The organism is Streptomyces sp. NPDC014870, assembly GCF_043081505.1.
GTDB lineage: Bacteria > Actinomycetota > Actinomycetes > Streptomycetales > Streptomycetaceae > Streptomyces.
This window is the reverse complement of record NZ_JBIBWQ010000009.1, coordinates 336876-351737: the sequence shown is the minus strand read 5'-3', so window position 1 is coordinate 351737 and position 14862 is coordinate 336876. Positions and strand designations below refer to the sequence as shown.

Here is a 14862-nt window from a genome sequence, read left to right as displayed (position 1 = left end):
TACTGCGTATGCTATACGCGTTACTGTGTAAGGGTTACGCATTACTAGGATGGTCGTCAAGCGAGGAAGGGCGGACGGCTGTGGTGGCGGACGAGAAGAGCGAGGGCTGCGGCAGCTTCCTGCCCGCGAGCGTCGAGGCCGCCTGGGGGCTCCGGGAGCGCCCCTCCAAGGGCCCCAAGCCCGGCCTCACCCTGGACAGGATCGTGACGACGGCCGTGGCCGTCGCCTCCGCGGAAGGGCTCGACGCGCTCTCCATGGGGCGGATCGCCAAGGAACTCGGCGTCTCGCCCATGTCCCTCTACCGCTACGTCGGCGCCAAGAGCGAGCTGTACGTCCTCATGCAGGACGCCGCCAGCGGCCCGCCGCCGGCCCCGCTGCCCGCCGGGACGGGCTGGCGCGAGGGGGTCGAGCACTGGGCGTGGGCGCTGCGCGAGATCTACCGCGGCAATGTGTGGATGCTCCGCATGCCGCTCTCCGGGCCGCCCGCGACGCCGAACACGGTCGCCTGGTGGGAGCAGGTCATGGTCGCCCTTGAGGGGACGGACCTCGACGAGGGGACCAAGCTCTCCGTGGTCATGCTGGTCGCCGGCTTCGTCCGCAACGAGGTGCTGATGATGGCCGACCTGGGGTCCATCGTCGGGGCGGACCCGGAGCGCACGGTGGAGGCGCTCACCCGGTACGGCCACACCCTCCGGCGCCTCGCCGACCCCGAGCGCTTCCCGGCGGTCGCGCGGATGCTGGAATCCGGCGTGATCGAGAACGAGGACGACCCCGACGACATGTTCCGCTTCGGCCTCGCGCGGATCCTCGACGGGGTCGCGCTCCTCGTGGACGGGAAGGGCTCCCGGTGAGCGGGCTGCGCGAACGCAAGAAGGAGCGGACCCGGCAGGCGCTGTCGGACGCCGCCGTCGCCCTGTTCCTCGCGCGGGGCTTCGACGCCGTCTCCGTGGCGGAGATCGCGGAGGCGGCGGACGTCTCCAAGCCGACGCTCTTCCGGTACTTCCCCGCCAAGGAGGACCTGGCCCTCCACCGCTTCGCCGACCACGAGGACGAGGCCGCCCGGGTGGTCTCGGGGCGTCCGGCGGGCGTCTCGCCGCTCGACGCGCTGCGGGCGCACGTCCTCGACGGCCTGGCGCGGCGCGACCCGGTCACCGGACTCTGCGACCACCCGGCGGTCCTCGCCTACCAGCGGCTGCTGTACGGCACCCCCGCGCTGGTCGCCCGGATGTACGCGTACCAGGGGCGCTCGGAGGCCGTACTGGCGGAGGCGCTCGGAGGCGACGCCGTGGACGCGCGGGTCGCGGCCGGTCAGATCGTCGCCGTGCTGCGGATCCTCGCCGAGGAGAACGTGCGCCGGATCGGCGCGGGGGAGAGCGCGGACGCCCTGTACGAGGAGGCCGTGGCGGCGGTGGAGCGGGCGTTCGCGGGGCTGCGGCAGGGGTTGGCGTACGCGTAGTCGGCGGCGCGTGGCCGGCCGCGGTTCTTCGGGGCGGGCGTCAGTCGAGGACGTGCCGGAGGTAGGACCGGGGGTCGGCGAGGTAGCGGCGCCAGTGGTCGACCAGCGCGAGCTCGCCCCAGGTGGTCCGGCGCAGCCCGTGCTCGCCGACCTCGATGATGTCCGCGCCGGGCAGTGCGGTGAGCAGGGGCGAGTGGGTGGCGCAGATGACCTGGCCGCCGTGCTTTACCAGCTGGTCGATGTGGCCCAGCAGCTCCAGGCAGGACGTGAACGACAGGGCCGCCTCCGGCTCGTCCATGACGTAGAGCCCCGCCTTGAGGAACTTGCCCCGGAACGCGGCGAGGAAGCCCTCGCCGTGGCTGACCGAATCCGGGGCGAACCCTTCGCGGTCCAGCGCGTCCAGGGCGGTCTCCGCGCGCAGGAAGAACCCCTTCCGGGCGGTCCAGCTGCCCAGCATGGCCCGGCCGCGTGGCGCCGCGTCGAAGCGGATCCGCTCGCCCAGCAGCGACTTGGGGCGGTGGCTGGCATAGCGCCAGTCGTGCGAGCCGCCCCAGGAGTCCAGGCCGAACCCCTCGGCGAGCGCCTCGACCAGGGTCGACTTGCCCGAGCCGTTCTCCCCGACGAGGAACGTCACCGGAGCGGTGAAGCGCACTCCGTGGGCCATGAGATCGCGCACGCACGGGACGGACCACGGCCACTCGTCGTCGTTGCGCGCGTCCGCATGGGCGTATGCACGTTCGATAATCATGTCGGGGAGTCTCTCACGGGCCATCCCGTCCATACCCGCCCAATACCGGCGCGGTCCCACCCCGGCTGCGCGCTTCAGCCCGCCTGGTTGAGAGCGTCGCGGAGGGTGCTCTCGATGTCGTGCTGGATGCGTTGGACGCCGGTCGCTCCGCCCTGGGAGTTGGCTTCGTACGCCTGGCCGGCCAGCCCGTGAGCCCGCTCGAGCAGGTGCTGGATGTGGCCGGGGCAGACGCCCGCCGCTCGGGTGATGTCGTGCATGGTCTGTTCGTTGGCCCGTGCGGCCCCGATGGGGTCCGACGCGTCGACCAGGGTGATGGCCTGGCGATTGCGGTCGATGGCCAGGTCGATCGCGGCCTGGCACTGCGGATCGGCCCGCACGGTCGCGGCTTCGGCGGCGATCGGCGACGAGGGCGAGGCGAGCGCCGGGGGCGCGGCGGCGAGGGCCGCCATGGCGAGGAGTGCCGTGAGGAGCAGGGTGGGTGTGGTCCGGGAGCGGCGGGGTCGCATGGGGCTCCTTGCAGGGTGTCGGGAATGCGGGAACTGGTGTGCATCATCGGTCCGATCGATGAGCGTGTGGGGTGGTTGGAGGCCATTTGGCGCCATGACGCCATGGCGCTACTCGGTAAAAAAAGTTACTCAGTAACGTCACTCGTCTACCCTGGACCCATGACGACGTCACTCGACCCCGCCCCCGGCCCGGACCCCGCCCCCCACCTCGCCCGCGAACTCCGCCGCGAGCGCGCCCACCACGACGCCTGCCGCGCCGCCCTCGCCCGGATGGCCGAGGACGTCGCCGAGCAGGTCGTCATCGGTGAGGACGTCGCCGCCTCCGGAGCCGACGCCGAAGTGCTCGGACGCCACCTGCGCAGCCGGGCCAAGGAGTTCGGCGAGCAGCCGCCCGGGCCGCTGTTCTTCGGGCGCCTGGACCGCGAGGACGGCCAGTGCCACCACATCGGGCGCCGCCGGATCGCCGAGCGCCCGGCCGACCCGCCCCTCGTCGTCGACTGGCGTGCCCCCGTCTCCCGCGCCTACTACCAGGCGGGCGCGCACGACCCGCAGGGCGTCGTGCGGCGGCGGCGCTTCGGCTGGGCTCCGTACAGCGCGGGGGACACGGCCGACCTGACCGGTCTGGAGGACGAGCGCCTGGCGTCCGGGGAGGACGTCGTCAGCGCGATCGTCGCCGGGGAGATCGAGCGTCCGCGCGTGGGCCCCATGCGGGACATCGCCGCCACCATCCAGCCCGAGCAGGACGACCTCGTACGGTCCGGGCCCGGCACGTCGGTGTGCGTGCAGGGCGCCCCCGGCACCGGCAAGACCGCCGTCGGTCTGCACCGGGCCGCGTACCTCCTCTACACCCACCCGCAGCGCGTCCGCCGCTCCGGACTCCTCGTCCTCGGCCCCAACCGCACCTTCCTGTCGTACATCTCCGAGGTCCTGCCCGCCCTCGGCGAGACCGGGATCCGGCAGTCGACCCTCGACGAGGAGATCGCCCGGCACGAGGTGCGGGCCGTCGACGGCGAGGCGGCGGCCCGGGTCAAGCACGACGTGCGGATGGCGGAGGTGCTGCGGCGGGCGCTGTACGCGCGCGTGGCCCTGCCCGACGGGGAGCTGGCCCTCGCCGACGGCCCGCTGCGGCTACGGCTCCCGACCGAGGTGCTCGCCGGGATCGTCGCGGCCGTACGGGAGGAGGCGCCGCCCTACGCCACCGGCCGCGAACGCGTCCGGGCCAGGGTCGTCCGCGAGCTCCAGATCCGCGCCGAACGGCGGGCAGGACCCCTGGGCGGCGCCTGGGCGCGCCGGGTCGAACGGGCCCGCCCGGTCTCGGCGTTCGTGGACGCGTGCTGGCCGCGCACGACCCCCGAGGAGGTGCTCGCCGGCGTCCTGACCGACCCGCGCGACCCGCTGCTCACGGCCGGGGAGAGCGCGGCGGTCCGGTGGGCGAAGCCGCCCCGCTCCTTCCGCTCGGCCCGCTGGAGCGCGGCCGACCTCGTGCTGCTCGACGAGGTGGCCGGGCTGATCGAACGCCCCGAGTCCTACGGCCATGTCGTCGTGGACGAGGCCCAGGACCTGTCGCCCATGCAGTGCCGGGCCATCTCCCGCCGCGCGGACTTCGGCGCCCTGACCGTGCTCGGCGACCTGGCGCAGGGCACCACCCCGTGGGCGGCGCGGGACTGGCGCGAGCACCTGGCCCACCTGGGAAAGCCGGACGCGGAGATCGTGCCGCTGACCACCGGCTACCGGGTCCCGGCGGCGATCGTCGACCTCGCCAACCGGCTGCTGCCGGAACTGGGCCTGGGCCCGGACGTGCCGGCGGGGGTCTCGCTGCGCCGGGACGGGGAGGTGCGGCTCCGCCGGGTCGCGGACGTGGTGACCGGGGTCGTGGAGGCGGTCGAGGGGGCGCTGGCGCGGGAGGGTTCGGTGGGGGTGATCGCGGTGGACGAGCACGTCGGACCGCTGAGGGCGGCGCTGGAAGCGGGCGGGTTCGTCGGCGCAGAGGGCGCGGACGAGGGTGCCGGGGGCGGCGCAGGAGAGCGGCTGGCCGTGCTGCCCGCGCGGATGGCCAAGGGCCTGGAGTACGACCATGTCGTCGTCGCCGAGCCCGCCGCGATCGTGGCGGCCGAACCGCGCGGCCTGCACCGGCTGTACGTCGTCCTGACCCGGGCCGTCTCGCGCCTCGACGTCGTCCACGGCGAGCCGCTGCCGGACTGCCTGGCGTCCTGACGGCACTTCAGGCACAGCCGTGGGCGGTGCTTTTGGGTCGATGGGACCCCGCGCGAACCGCAAGATCATCAAGGTGCAGAATGACCCGTATGTCGATAACGAACACCCCACGAACGGCAACGATCGACGACGCACCGCTGATCGGTCGCACCCTCACCCGCGCCTTCGACGACGACCCGATGATGCGCTGGTTCTTCCCCGACGACGCCTCCCGCGAGGCCTCGCTCGGCCGCTACTTCACCACGCTCTTCACCCGGCAGTACGTCCGTCACGCGGTGTGCGAGCGCACCGGCGCGGCGGCCTCCTTCTGGGTGCCGCCGGAGGCGGCGGCCAAGGCCGTCCCTGACGCGGAGACCATCCAGGAACTCACCGGCATCCTGGGCGACCGGGCGCCGGTCTTCGGCGCCGCCGTCGAGGAGGCCGGGAAGCACACGCCCCAGGAGCCGCACTGGTACCTCGCGCTGATCGGCGCCGACCCGGCCGCCCAGGGCCAGGGGCACGGAGCCGCCCTGCTCCGCTCGGGCCTGGCCAAGGCCGACGCGGCGGGGATGCCCGCCTACCTGGAGTCCTCCAAGCCCGACAACCTGTCCTTCTACCGGCACTTCGGCTTCACCGTGCGCCAGGAGCTGCGGCTTCCCGGGGGCGGTCCTACGCTGTGGGCGATGTGGCGCGAGCCGAGCCAGGACGCTTCGTAGCGCCCGCTCCTCCTCCCCAGGCCTTCTGAAGCGCCGTCAGGAGGCCCCGTACGGCGGGCAGGGCGCGCGAGGACTCCCGTACCGCCGCGTGGATCGAGCGGACCGGCTCCGGGCCCCGGAGCCGGCGGACCACCACATGCGGATGGCGACTGCCCAGGCCCATCAGCGGCACCAGGCTGATCCCGAGCCCGGCCGCGACGAAGCCCTGGGCGGTCGCGTACTCCTCGCACTCCACCGCGATGTCCGGAGTGAACCCGGCCGCCGCGCACGCCTCCAGGACGGCGTCGAGGCAGGGTCCCGGGCGTTCGCTGCCCACCCACGGCTCGTCGGCGAGGTCGGCCAGGTCGATCACGCGGCGGTCGGCGAACCGGTGACCCTTGGGGAGCACGGCGCGGTACGGGTCGTCGGCGAGATGGACCAGGCGGAGCCCGTCCTCGGTGCCCGCGCCCCGGGGCCGTACGACCAGGGTGACGTCCGCCTCCGGGTCGGTCCTGGCGCCTTCGGCGATCCTCAGGTCGACCCGTACGCCCGGGTGTTCGCGGCGGAACCGGGCGAGGGCGGGGGCGACGAGTTCGGCGCCCGCCGTGGGGAAGTACCGCACCGCCACCTGGCCGGTGCGCCCGGCCCGCAGATCGGCGAGGGCGGTCTCGGCCTCGGCGACCTGGCGGCCGATCAGGTCCGCGTGCTCGGTGAGCAGCACCCCGGCGGCGGTGGGCCGGACGCCCCGGCCGTGGCGTTCGAGCAGCGCGATGCCGGCCTCCTTCTCCAGGGCGCCGATCTGCTGGCTCACGGCGGAGGGGGTGTAGCCGAGGTTCGCGGCGGCGGCGGTGACGGAGCCGCTGGTGACGACGGCCCGGAGCACCTGCATGCGTCTCACATCGAGCATGTAGCACAGCTTAACGTTGGATACACGATTCTTCGCTTGTCCTGTCGAGTCATGGCGGGGACCGTGGAGCCCATGACATCGGCGACGCGTACGGGCGAACGGATGGGCGTACGTATGGGCGTACGTATGGGTGTGCTGGCCCTGCTCTGGGGCTCGGCCTTCCTCTGGATCGAGCTGGCTCTCGCCCACGGCCTCACCCCGGGGTGGATCACCTTCGTCCGGTGCCTGCTCGGGGCGGGCGTACTGCTCGCGCTCGCGTACGCGGCCGGGCAGCGGCTGCCGCGGGACCGGCGCACCTGGGGGCGGTTGGCCGTCGCGGCCTTCTTCTGCAACGCCCTGCCGTTCCTGCTCTTCGGCATCGGGCAGCAGACCGTCGACAGCGGTGTGGCGGGCGTCCTGAACGCCACCACCCCGCTCTGGTCTCTGCTCATCGGCGTGGCGCTCGGCACGGAGCGGCCGATGTCCGCCGCCCGGCTCGCCGGTCTGGTCCTCGGCTTCGCGGGCATCCTGCTGATCTTCGCCCCATGGAGCGGGGACTCGGGGCTGCTGAGCGGGGGAGCGCTCGCGCTGCTCGGCGCCTCCGCCAGTTACGCGGTGGCCTTCGCGTACATGGCCCGCAAGCTGGCCTGCGGGGGCACCGCACCGATGGCGCTGTCGGCGGCGCAGCTGCTCGTGGCGACGGCCCTGAGCGTGCCGGCGCCCCTGGCCGGGGGCGCGGTGGAGGTCTCGTGGGCGGGGGTCGGGGCGGTCGTCGTCCTCGGGGTCTTCGCGACCGGGCTGACCTTCCACCTCAACTACCGGATGATCGCCGAGGAGGGCCCGACGAGCGCCGCGACGGTCGGCTATCTGCTGCCGGTGGTGTCGGTGGCGCTCGGGGCCCTCGTGCTCGACGAGCCGTTGACGGTACGGGTGGTGGCGGGGATGGCGGTCGTGCTCGCGGGGGTGGCCCTTACACGACGGGGGCCGCGACCCGGCCCTCGGACGCCTGCCGGACGCCCTTCGGCTGCCGCAGGACGGTGAGGGCGACGGCGAAGGCGGCGACGAGGAGACCGGCGCCGACGCCGAAGGCCAGGTGGTAGCCGCCGGTCAGGGCCTCGGCGGCGGGTCGGCCCGTCGCGGTGAGGGTCTCGGTGCGGGCGGCGGCCAGCGTGGAGAGGACCGCGATGCCGAGGGCCATGCCGATCTGCTGGGTGGTGTTGAAGAGCCCCGACGCGAGGCCGGCGTCCTCCTCCTTCGCGCCGGACATGCCCAGCGAGGTGAGGGCGGGCAGCGCCAGGCCGAACCCCGCGGCCAGCAGCATCACGGGCAGCAGATCGGTGACGTACGAGGCGTTCACCGGCACCCGGGTGAGCAGGCCGAGCATGACCACGAGCAGCCCGAGCCCGGTCAGCAGCACGGCACGTTCGCCGAAGCGCGCGTTCAGGCGGGCCGAGACGCCCAGGGACACCGCGCCGATGATCGCGGCGGCCGGCAGCATCGCGAGACCGGTCTCGGCGGCGCCGTATCCGAGGACCTTCTGCAGGTGGAGGGCGACGAGCACCTGGAAGGAGAAGAGCGCGGCGACCATCAGCATCTGGACGAGGTTGGCGCCCGAGACGCGGCGCGAGCGGAGGATCCGCAGCGGCATGAGCGGGTCGGCCGCCCGGGCCTGGCGCAGGACGAAGCCGGCGAGGAGGGCGAGCGAGAGGGCGCCGAGGCCGAGGGTGTGGGCGGAACCGGCGCCGTACTCCTCGATCGTGACGACCGCGTAGATGCCGGTCATCAGGCCGGCCGTGATGAGAGGCGCGCCGAGCAGGTCGACGCCGCCGCGTCCCCGGCTGTCGCGCGGCAGGGCGCGGAGGGCGACGAGGAGCGTCGCCGCGCCGATGGGGAGGTTGATGAAGAAGATCCAGTTCCAGGCGAGCGCGTCGGTCAGGATCCCGCCGAGGACCTGGCCGATGGAGGCGCCGGCGGCCCCGGTGAAGCTGAACACGGCGATGGCGCGGGCGCGTTCGCGGGGTTCGGTGAAGAGCGTGACGAGGATGCCGAGGCTCACGGCGGACGCCATCGCGCTGCCGACGCCCTGGAGGAAGCGGGCGGCGATCAGGACCGCGGGGGAGGCGGCGACACCGGCGAGCAGGGAGGCCGCGGTGAACACCCCCGTACCCGCGAGGAACATCCGTCTCCTGCCGATGAGGTCGCCGACGCGTCCGGAGAGCAGGAGCAGCGCGCCGAAGGCGATGAGGTAGGCGTTCACCACCCAGCTGAGGCCCGCCGGGGTGAAGCCGAGGTCGCTCTGGATCGCGGGCATGGCGACGGTGACGATGCTCCCGTCGAGGACGGTCATCAGCATCCCGGTGGCGAGGACACCGAGGGCGAGGGAGCGGGCGCGGGAGCCGGGGCGGGTGGTGGGGGCAGCGGTGTTCATGGGGTCTCTCCTGTGCGAAAGAGGCAACAGAAAAGACCGTAGCAGATAGTTCCGTTGCAGACTATCCTTTACGGATCGAGGACGCCGGCGGGTGGGGAGCCAGGGGTCGGGGTGGTCCGTGATCAGCCCTTCTGGCGGGCCCGCCGGGCCGGTCGCGCGCTCTCCACCGGGGTCTCCAGATGGCCCGTGACCAGGCGGTTCAGTGCGCTCAGCAGCACCTCGCGCTCCTTGTCGGGCAGCGAGGCGAGGGCGCTCTCGTGCACCCCGTCGACGATCTTCTGGCTCTTCGTCGCGACCTTCGCCCCCTCCTCGGTGACCGCGATGATCCGGGCCCGTCGGTCGGTGCTCGACGGCCGCCGCTCGGCCAGCCCGGCCGCCTCCAGCGCGTCGACGGTGACCACCATCGTGGTCTTGTCCATGTCCCCGATCTCGGCCAGCTGCGCCTGGGTGCGCTCCTGTTCCAGGGCGTGGACGAGGACGCAGTGCATGCGGGGGGTGAGCCCGATCTCCCCGAGCGCGGCGCTCATCCGCGTCCGGAGGACGTGGCTGGTGTGGTCCAGGAGGAAGGAGAGGTCCGGTTCCGTGCGGGCGGGTGCCATGGCTGTCATGTCAGCCAGGGTAGGTGAAGTCGATCCGTCGTGGATTATCAGGAAGCGGACGGGATGGCGTGCGATCCACGGGCCCGAGCACGTGGCGGGCTGGCGCCGGGTGACCGAGGCGGTCGCGGGCGCGGGCGGGCGGATGTTCCTGCAACTCCAGCACGGCGGCCGGATCGGGCACCCGGACAACAGCGGGCTCACCCCGATCGCTCCCTCGCCGGTCCCGCTCCCCGACCCCATCCACACCCCGAGCGGCTTCCAGGACCCGGTCGTGCCACGTGAGATGACCCTCGACGAGATCCGCTCCACCGTCGCCGACTTCGCCGCCGCCGCCCGCAACGCCGTCGCGGCCGGTTTCGCGGGCGTCGAGGTCCACTCGGCCAACGGATACCTCCTGCACCAGTTCCTGGCGAAGGGCACCAATCACCGTACGGACGCGTACGGCGGTGCGGTGACCGGACGGATCCGGTTCACCCTGGAGGTGGTCCGGGCGGTCGTCGCGGCGATCGCCCGGAGCGGGTCGGGGTGCGGATCTCCCCCGGGCTGACCGTCAACGGCATCGAGGAGGGCGACACCGACGCGCTCTACCCGGCGCTCGTCGGAGAGTTGGCGGAACTCGGCCTCGCCTACCTGCACATCGTGCACGCCGACCCCGACAGCCCGCTCTTCCGGAGGATCCGCGCCGACTGGCCCGGCACGCTCCTCGCCAACCCGGTCCTCTCCCGCGAGGCGGTCGCCGAGGGCGGCCGCGCGGAGGCCGAGGCGCTGCTCGCGGCCGGTGCCGACCTGATCGCCCTCGGGCGGCCGTTCCTCGCCAACCCGGACCTGGTCGCCAGGCTCCGTACGGGCGCCGCGCTGAATCCCGTACGGGACCGGTACCTGATGTACGCGGGTGGCGAGACCGGCTACACGGACTACCCCGCGCTCACGCTCGCCGGACGGTAGCCGCGGACTGCGCGCCGAGCGGCGGCGCCTACCGCCCCGTAGCCGCGGACCCCGGCCCGAGTCCCGAGTCCCGAGCCCCCGCCCCGGCCTCAGCCCCGGCCCCGGCCTCCGCCCCCGCCCCGGCCCAGGAGTTCGGTGATCCGGAGGAACCCGTCGCCGCCGTGGCCCTCCGCGATGGCGCGCCGGGCGAGACCCTCGGCCGCGCGCATCACACCCGCGTCGATGCCGTGCGCCTCGGAGGCGTGGACGATGTGGGTCATGGACGAGGCCGAGGAGGTGAGCGGGTTGTCGGCGCCCGAATAGATCTCGTCGTCCACGTCCGCGCCGCCGCTTTCGAAGATCGGCGGCAGGATCGCGCCGATGCCCCGCGCGAACGGCGCCAGCTCCCGCGCGGTGATCCCCTCCGCCTTGGCGACCGCGAGGGCGTGGGCGTACCCCGCCATGGCGGTCCAGAAGATGTCGAGCAGCGCGATGTCGTACGCGGCCGCCCGGCCGGGCTCCTCGCCGAGATGGGTGTGGGTGCCACCGAGGGCGTCCAGTACGGGACGGTGCTCGTCGTACAGCTCCACCGGACCGCTGTGGAGGAACACCGCGTCAGGGGTGCCGATGGTGGTGGTCGGGGTCATGATCGCGCCGTCCAGGTATCCGATGCCGTGCTCGGCCGCCCATGCGGCGGTGGAGCGGGCCCGGTCCGGGGTGTCGGCGGTCAGGTTGACGACCGTCCGCCCCTTGAGCGCGCCGGTGACCGCCTCGCGGCGCAGCACGGCGTCCACCGCGTCGTAGTTCACGACGCAGACGACGGTCAGCGCGCTCGCCGCGACCGCCTCCTCCGCCGAGCCGGCGCCGATCGCGCCCCGCGCGACCAACTCCCCGTCCCGGCCCGGCGTCCGGTTCCAGACGGTGGTGCGCACTCCGGCGTCGAGGAACGCGCCCGCGAGGGCCCGGCCCATCGGCCCGAGGCCGAGTACGGTGACGGTGGACTGTTCGGTGGATGAGGGCATGGTTCAACTCCCGTACGTACAGTGATGATCAGTGAACAAAGGGGGGCGAGGGTGACGCGCGGTCGGGCCCAGGACACGGAGGTCTGCGGGGTGACCGCGGCGATCGCGGTCATCGACGGCAAGTGGAAGACGACACTGCTCTGGCAGCTGGAGTCGGGCCCGCGCCGCCCGGGCGAGCTGCGCCGCCTCCTGCCCGGCCTCAGCGAGAAGGTGCTGACTCAGGCGCTCCGTGAGATGGAGACCGACGGGCTGGTGGACCGGCGGGTGTACGACACGCTGCCGCTGAAGACCGAGTACTCGCTGACGGAATTCGGAGCGCAGCTGGCGACGGCCCTCGCGCCCCTCTCCGAGTGGGGACACCGCCGGTTGGAGATGCTGGAGGAACAGCTCGGGGAGTCCTCCCGGTCCGCCGAGATCCGCTCGGCCGCCGCCTCCTGAGGTATGCGCACCGCTGCCTCCTCCCTCTCGTCCCTCTCGCCGGCTCCTCCAGCTTGGCCGCCGCGCGGATCGCCGCCAAGTACCCACAAAAAAGTGGCTACATGGGGAGTGGAGGGAGGGTCTGCGCACGCTCAGGCTCCAGCTCAGGACCCCGGAAACGACAAAAGGCAAGGGGTACGAACCCCTTGCCACTCTCAAGATATAGCGCACCGGGGGCCTTGCGGCAAGGCCCCGGGTGTGGTGCAGAATCGTCGACCTGAGCCGGAAGCTTCCGAATTGCCCGCTTTGTCGATGTTCTCTGGGGGACCCATGCCCGACGTTACCCATGCCCACGACGTTCATGACGTGATCGTGGTCGGTGGTGGACCGACCGGACTGATGCTCGCCGCCGAGCTGCGGCTTCAGGGCGTGCGCGTGGTCGTCCTCGAGCGGGACGCGGAGCCGACCAAGGTGGTCCGCGCGCTCGGTCTGCACGCGCGCAGTGTCGAGGTGATGGACCAGCGCGGGCTGCTGGAAAGGTTCCTCCCGCTCGGCAAGCAGTACCCGGTCGGTGGCGGGTTCTTCGCCGGCATCACCAAGCCCGCGCCGCGCCTGGACACCGCCCACCCGTACGTCCTCGGCATTCCGCAGCCCGTCGTCGACCGGCTCCTGGCCGAGCGCGCCGTCGAACTGGGCGCGGACATCCGGCGCGGTGCCCTGCTGGTGGCGCTGAGCCAGGACGAGGACGGGGTGACCGCCGAACTGGCCGACGGCACCCGGGTGCGCGCGCGTTACCTCGTAGGCTGCGACGGGGGCCGGAGTGCCGTACGCAAGTTGATCGGCGTCGCGTTCCCGGGCGAGCCCAGCCAGATCGAGACGCTGCTCGGCGAGATGGAGCTGACCGCCGACCCGGACGAGGTGGCGGCCGTGATGGCCGAGGTCCGCCAGACCCAGAAGCGGTTCGGCGTCGGGCCTCTGGGGGAGGGCCTCTACCGCGTCATCGTGCCGGCCGAGGGGGTGCGGGAGGACCGTACGGTCCCGCCGACCTTCGAGGAGTTCAAGGAGCGGCTGCGGGCGGTGGCCGGCACCGACTTCGGGGTGCACTCGCCGCGCTGGCTCTCCCGCTTCGGCGACGCGACCCGGCAGGCCGAGCGGTACCGGGTCGGCCGCGTCTTCCTCGCGGGCGACGCGGCGCACATCCACCCGCCGACCGGCGGTCAGGGCCTCAACCTCGGGGTCCAGGACGCGTTCAACCTCGGCTGGAAGCTGGCGGCCGCGATCAACGGCTGGGCGCCGGAGGGCCTTCTCGACAGCTACGAGGCCGAACGGCACCCGGTCGCCGCCGACGTGCTGGACAACACCCGCGCGCAGATGGAGCTGATGCGCGTGGAGCCGGGCCCGCAGTCGGTGCGCCGGCTGCTCGCGGAGCTGATGGACATCGAGGAGGTCAACCGGCGCCTGATCGAGAAGATCACCGCCCTCGGCGTCCGCTACGACTTCGGCGAGGGCCACGAACTGCTCGGCAGCCGCCTGCGCGACCTGCGGCTGAAGCACGGCCGCCTCTACGAACTCACCCGCACCGGCCGAGGCCTCCTGCTCGACCAGACCGGCACCCTCACGGCGACGGGCTGGACGGACCGCGTCGACCACGTCGTCGACATCAGCGAGGAACTGACCGCCCCCGCGGTCCTCCTCCGCCCGGACGGCCACATCGCCTGGGCAGGCACCGACCAGACGGACCTCCGAACGGCCCTGACCCGCTGGTTCGGCCCCGAAGCGGCCTGAGCGCGCATCCGCTGTCGGCGGCATGGGGTGTGCAGGGGATGCGCAGGGGGGTGCGAACGGAGTGCGTATGGGCTGCGACACTATTGCAAGCGCCTGCTTGCAATAGTTAGCGCGGGGTGGCATCTTCGCAGCATGGCATCGCTCAACGTCGGCAATCTTGGCGAGTATCTCCGTGAGCAGCGGCGCACCGCGCAGCTGTCGCTGCGGCAGCTCGCGGAGGCCGCCGGGGTGTCCAATCCCTATCTCAGCCAGATCGAACGCGGGCTGCGCAAGCCGAGCGCCGAGGTGCTGCAGCAGGTCGCCAAGGCGCTGCGGATCTCGGCCGAGACGCTCTACGTGCGGGCCGGGATCCTCGACGAGAAGGAGCGGGAGGAGCTGGAGACGCGCGCCGTCATCCTGGCCGATCCCTCGATCAACGAGCGGCAGAAGCAGGTGCTGCTCCAGATCTACGACTCCTTCCGCAAGGAGAACGCCGCCGAGCAGGCGGTCGCCGACCAGGCGGCTCCAGGGGACGACGCCGCTTTCGATGCCGAACCGACCGCGAGCTAGTACGTGACATTCCGGAGGACCACCACCATGGCCATCATCGAAGAACTGCGTACCCCCCTCTACTTCGCCGCCGGCACCGCCGACCTCGCCGTCCAGCAGGCCAAGAAGGTTCCCGGCCTGATCGAGCAGATCGCCGCCGAGGCGCCCGCGCGGATCGACGCCGTGCGCAACACCGACCCCAAGGCCGTGCAGGAGAAGGTGACCGACCGGGCCAAGGAGGCCCAGGCCACCGTCCAGTCGAAGCTCGCCGAGGTCGTCGGCAACCTCGACACCGACCTGAAGAAGCTCGGCGAGAGCGCCCAGGACCTGGCCCTGCGGGGTGTCGGCGTGGCCGCCGAGTACGCGGTCAAGGCGCGCGAGAAGTACGAGGAGGTCGCCGCGCACGGCGAGGAGGCCGTGAAGGCGTGGCGCGGTGAGGTGGCCGAGGAGATCACCGAGATCGCCGTCGTGGTCGAGCCCGAGCCGGAGACCAAGGCCGAGGTTCCGGCCCAGGACGCCCCCGCGGCCGAGGAGCCCGCCGCTAAGAAGGCCCCCGCGCGGAAGACCTCCGTCCGCAAGCCGGCCGCCAAGAAGACCGCCGGCGCCACGGAGAAGTGACCCGGGGCACCGAACAGGGTGCCCGGAGCGTTGTAACGGGTACCTTGACCGTGCAAG

At 72.8% G+C, this 14862-nt stretch carries 15 protein-coding genes and 1 pseudogene; 10 read left to right on the top strand and 6 right to left on the bottom strand.

The features are described from left to right. Positions 1–83 precede the first annotated feature (83 nt). Both ACF09C_RS26405 and ACF09C_RS26400 read left to right on the top strand, forming a co-directional pair. A complete protein-coding gene (locus ACF09C_RS26405) occupies positions 84–851 on the top strand; it encodes a TetR/AcrR family transcriptional regulator (RefSeq protein ID WP_392094875.1) in 768 nt (255 codons plus the stop codon). Beyond that, complete coding sequence (locus ACF09C_RS26400) at positions 848–1456, top strand: TetR family transcriptional regulator (protein ID WP_392094873.1); 609 nt, start codon at positions 848–850, stop codon at positions 1454–1456. The genes ACF09C_RS26405 and ACF09C_RS26400 overlap by 4 nt, the downstream gene beginning before the upstream one ends. 40 nt (positions 1457–1496) lie before the next feature. Here ACF09C_RS26400 and ACF09C_RS26395 read toward each other — a convergent pair whose 3' ends face one another. Then, positions 1497–2204: an AAA family ATPase gene (locus ACF09C_RS26395; RefSeq protein ID WP_392094872.1), complete on the bottom strand. Its 708-nt coding sequence runs from the start codon at positions 2202–2204 to the stop codon at positions 1497–1499. Between the two features lie 74 nt (positions 2205–2278). Beyond that, complete coding sequence (locus ACF09C_RS26390) at positions 2279–2710, bottom strand: hypothetical protein (RefSeq protein ID WP_392094871.1); 432 nt, start codon at positions 2708–2710, stop codon at positions 2279–2281. A gap of 159 nt (positions 2711–2869) precedes the next feature. Between ACF09C_RS26390 and ACF09C_RS26385 the strand changes: the two genes are divergently transcribed. Both ACF09C_RS26385 and ACF09C_RS26380 read left to right on the top strand, forming a co-directional pair. After that, positions 2870–4924, top strand: a complete 2055-nt coding sequence (locus ACF09C_RS26385) for a HelD family protein (protein WP_392094869.1) — start codon at positions 2870–2872, stop codon at positions 4922–4924. A gap of 80 nt (positions 4925–5004) precedes the next feature. Continuing rightward, positions 5005–5619 carry a GNAT family N-acetyltransferase gene (locus ACF09C_RS26380; RefSeq protein ID WP_392094867.1) on the top strand — a complete coding sequence of 205 codons (615 nt, stop codon included), beginning with the start codon at positions 5005–5007 and terminating at the stop codon, positions 5617–5619. Here the strand turns inward: ACF09C_RS26380 and ACF09C_RS26375 are convergent. Further along, on the bottom strand, positions 5573–6505 hold the full coding sequence (locus ACF09C_RS26375) for a LysR family transcriptional regulator (RefSeq protein WP_392094865.1): 933 nt from the start codon (positions 6503–6505) through the stop codon (positions 5573–5575). The genes ACF09C_RS26380 and ACF09C_RS26375 overlap by 47 nt on opposite strands. 72 nt (positions 6506–6577) lie before the next feature. Between ACF09C_RS26375 and ACF09C_RS26370 the strand changes: the two genes are divergently transcribed. Continuing rightward, a complete protein-coding gene (locus ACF09C_RS26370; protein ID WP_392094863.1) occupies positions 6578–7525 on the top strand; it encodes a DMT family transporter in 948 nt (315 codons plus the stop codon). Here ACF09C_RS26370 and ACF09C_RS26365 read toward each other — a convergent pair. Both ACF09C_RS26365 and ACF09C_RS26360 read right to left on the bottom strand, forming a co-directional pair. After that, a complete protein-coding gene (locus ACF09C_RS26365) occupies positions 7455–8912 on the bottom strand; it encodes an MFS transporter (protein ID WP_392094861.1) in 1458 nt (485 codons plus the stop codon). The two genes, ACF09C_RS26370 and ACF09C_RS26365, sit on opposite strands and share 71 nt — an antisense overlap. 122 nt (positions 8913–9034) lie before the next feature. After that, positions 9035–9520: a MarR family winged helix-turn-helix transcriptional regulator gene (locus ACF09C_RS26360; protein WP_392094859.1), complete on the bottom strand. Its 486-nt coding sequence runs from the start codon at positions 9518–9520 to the stop codon at positions 9035–9037. 61 nt (positions 9521–9581) lie between these two features. Between ACF09C_RS26360 and ACF09C_RS26355 the strand changes: the two are divergent. Next, a pseudogene (locus tag ACF09C_RS26355) lies at positions 9582–10456 on the top strand (alkene reductase); the annotation flags it as partial. A gap of 89 nt (positions 10457–10545) precedes the next feature. Here ACF09C_RS26355 and ACF09C_RS26350 read toward each other — a convergent pair. Further along, positions 10546–11457, bottom strand: a complete 912-nt coding sequence (locus ACF09C_RS26350) for an NAD(P)-dependent oxidoreductase (protein ID WP_392094858.1) — start codon at positions 11455–11457, stop codon at positions 10546–10548. A gap of 51 nt (positions 11458–11508) precedes the next feature. Here ACF09C_RS26350 and ACF09C_RS26345 point away from each other — a divergent pair, with 51 nt between their 5' ends. The 4 genes from ACF09C_RS26345 (at position 11509) to ACF09C_RS26330 (ending at position 14805) form a co-directional block, all read left to right on the top strand. Beyond that, on the top strand, positions 11509–11895 hold the full coding sequence (locus tag ACF09C_RS26345) for a winged helix-turn-helix transcriptional regulator (RefSeq protein WP_392094856.1): 387 nt from the start codon (positions 11509–11511) through the stop codon (positions 11893–11895). 309 nt (positions 11896–12204) lie between these two features. After that, positions 12205–13659 (top strand): rifampin monooxygenase, encoded by a 1455-nt coding sequence (gene rox, locus ACF09C_RS26340; RefSeq protein WP_392094854.1) that lies wholly within the window; start codon positions 12205–12207, stop codon positions 13657–13659. Positions 13660–13791: 132 nt separating this feature from the next. Further along, a complete protein-coding gene (locus ACF09C_RS26335) occupies positions 13792–14208 on the top strand; it encodes a helix-turn-helix domain-containing protein (protein WP_392094853.1) in 417 nt (138 codons plus the stop codon). A gap of 27 nt (positions 14209–14235) precedes the next feature. After that, positions 14236–14805: a hypothetical protein gene (locus ACF09C_RS26330; RefSeq protein ID WP_392094851.1), complete on the top strand. Its 570-nt coding sequence runs from the start codon at positions 14236–14238 to the stop codon at positions 14803–14805. Positions 14806–14862: the final 57 nt, after the last annotated feature.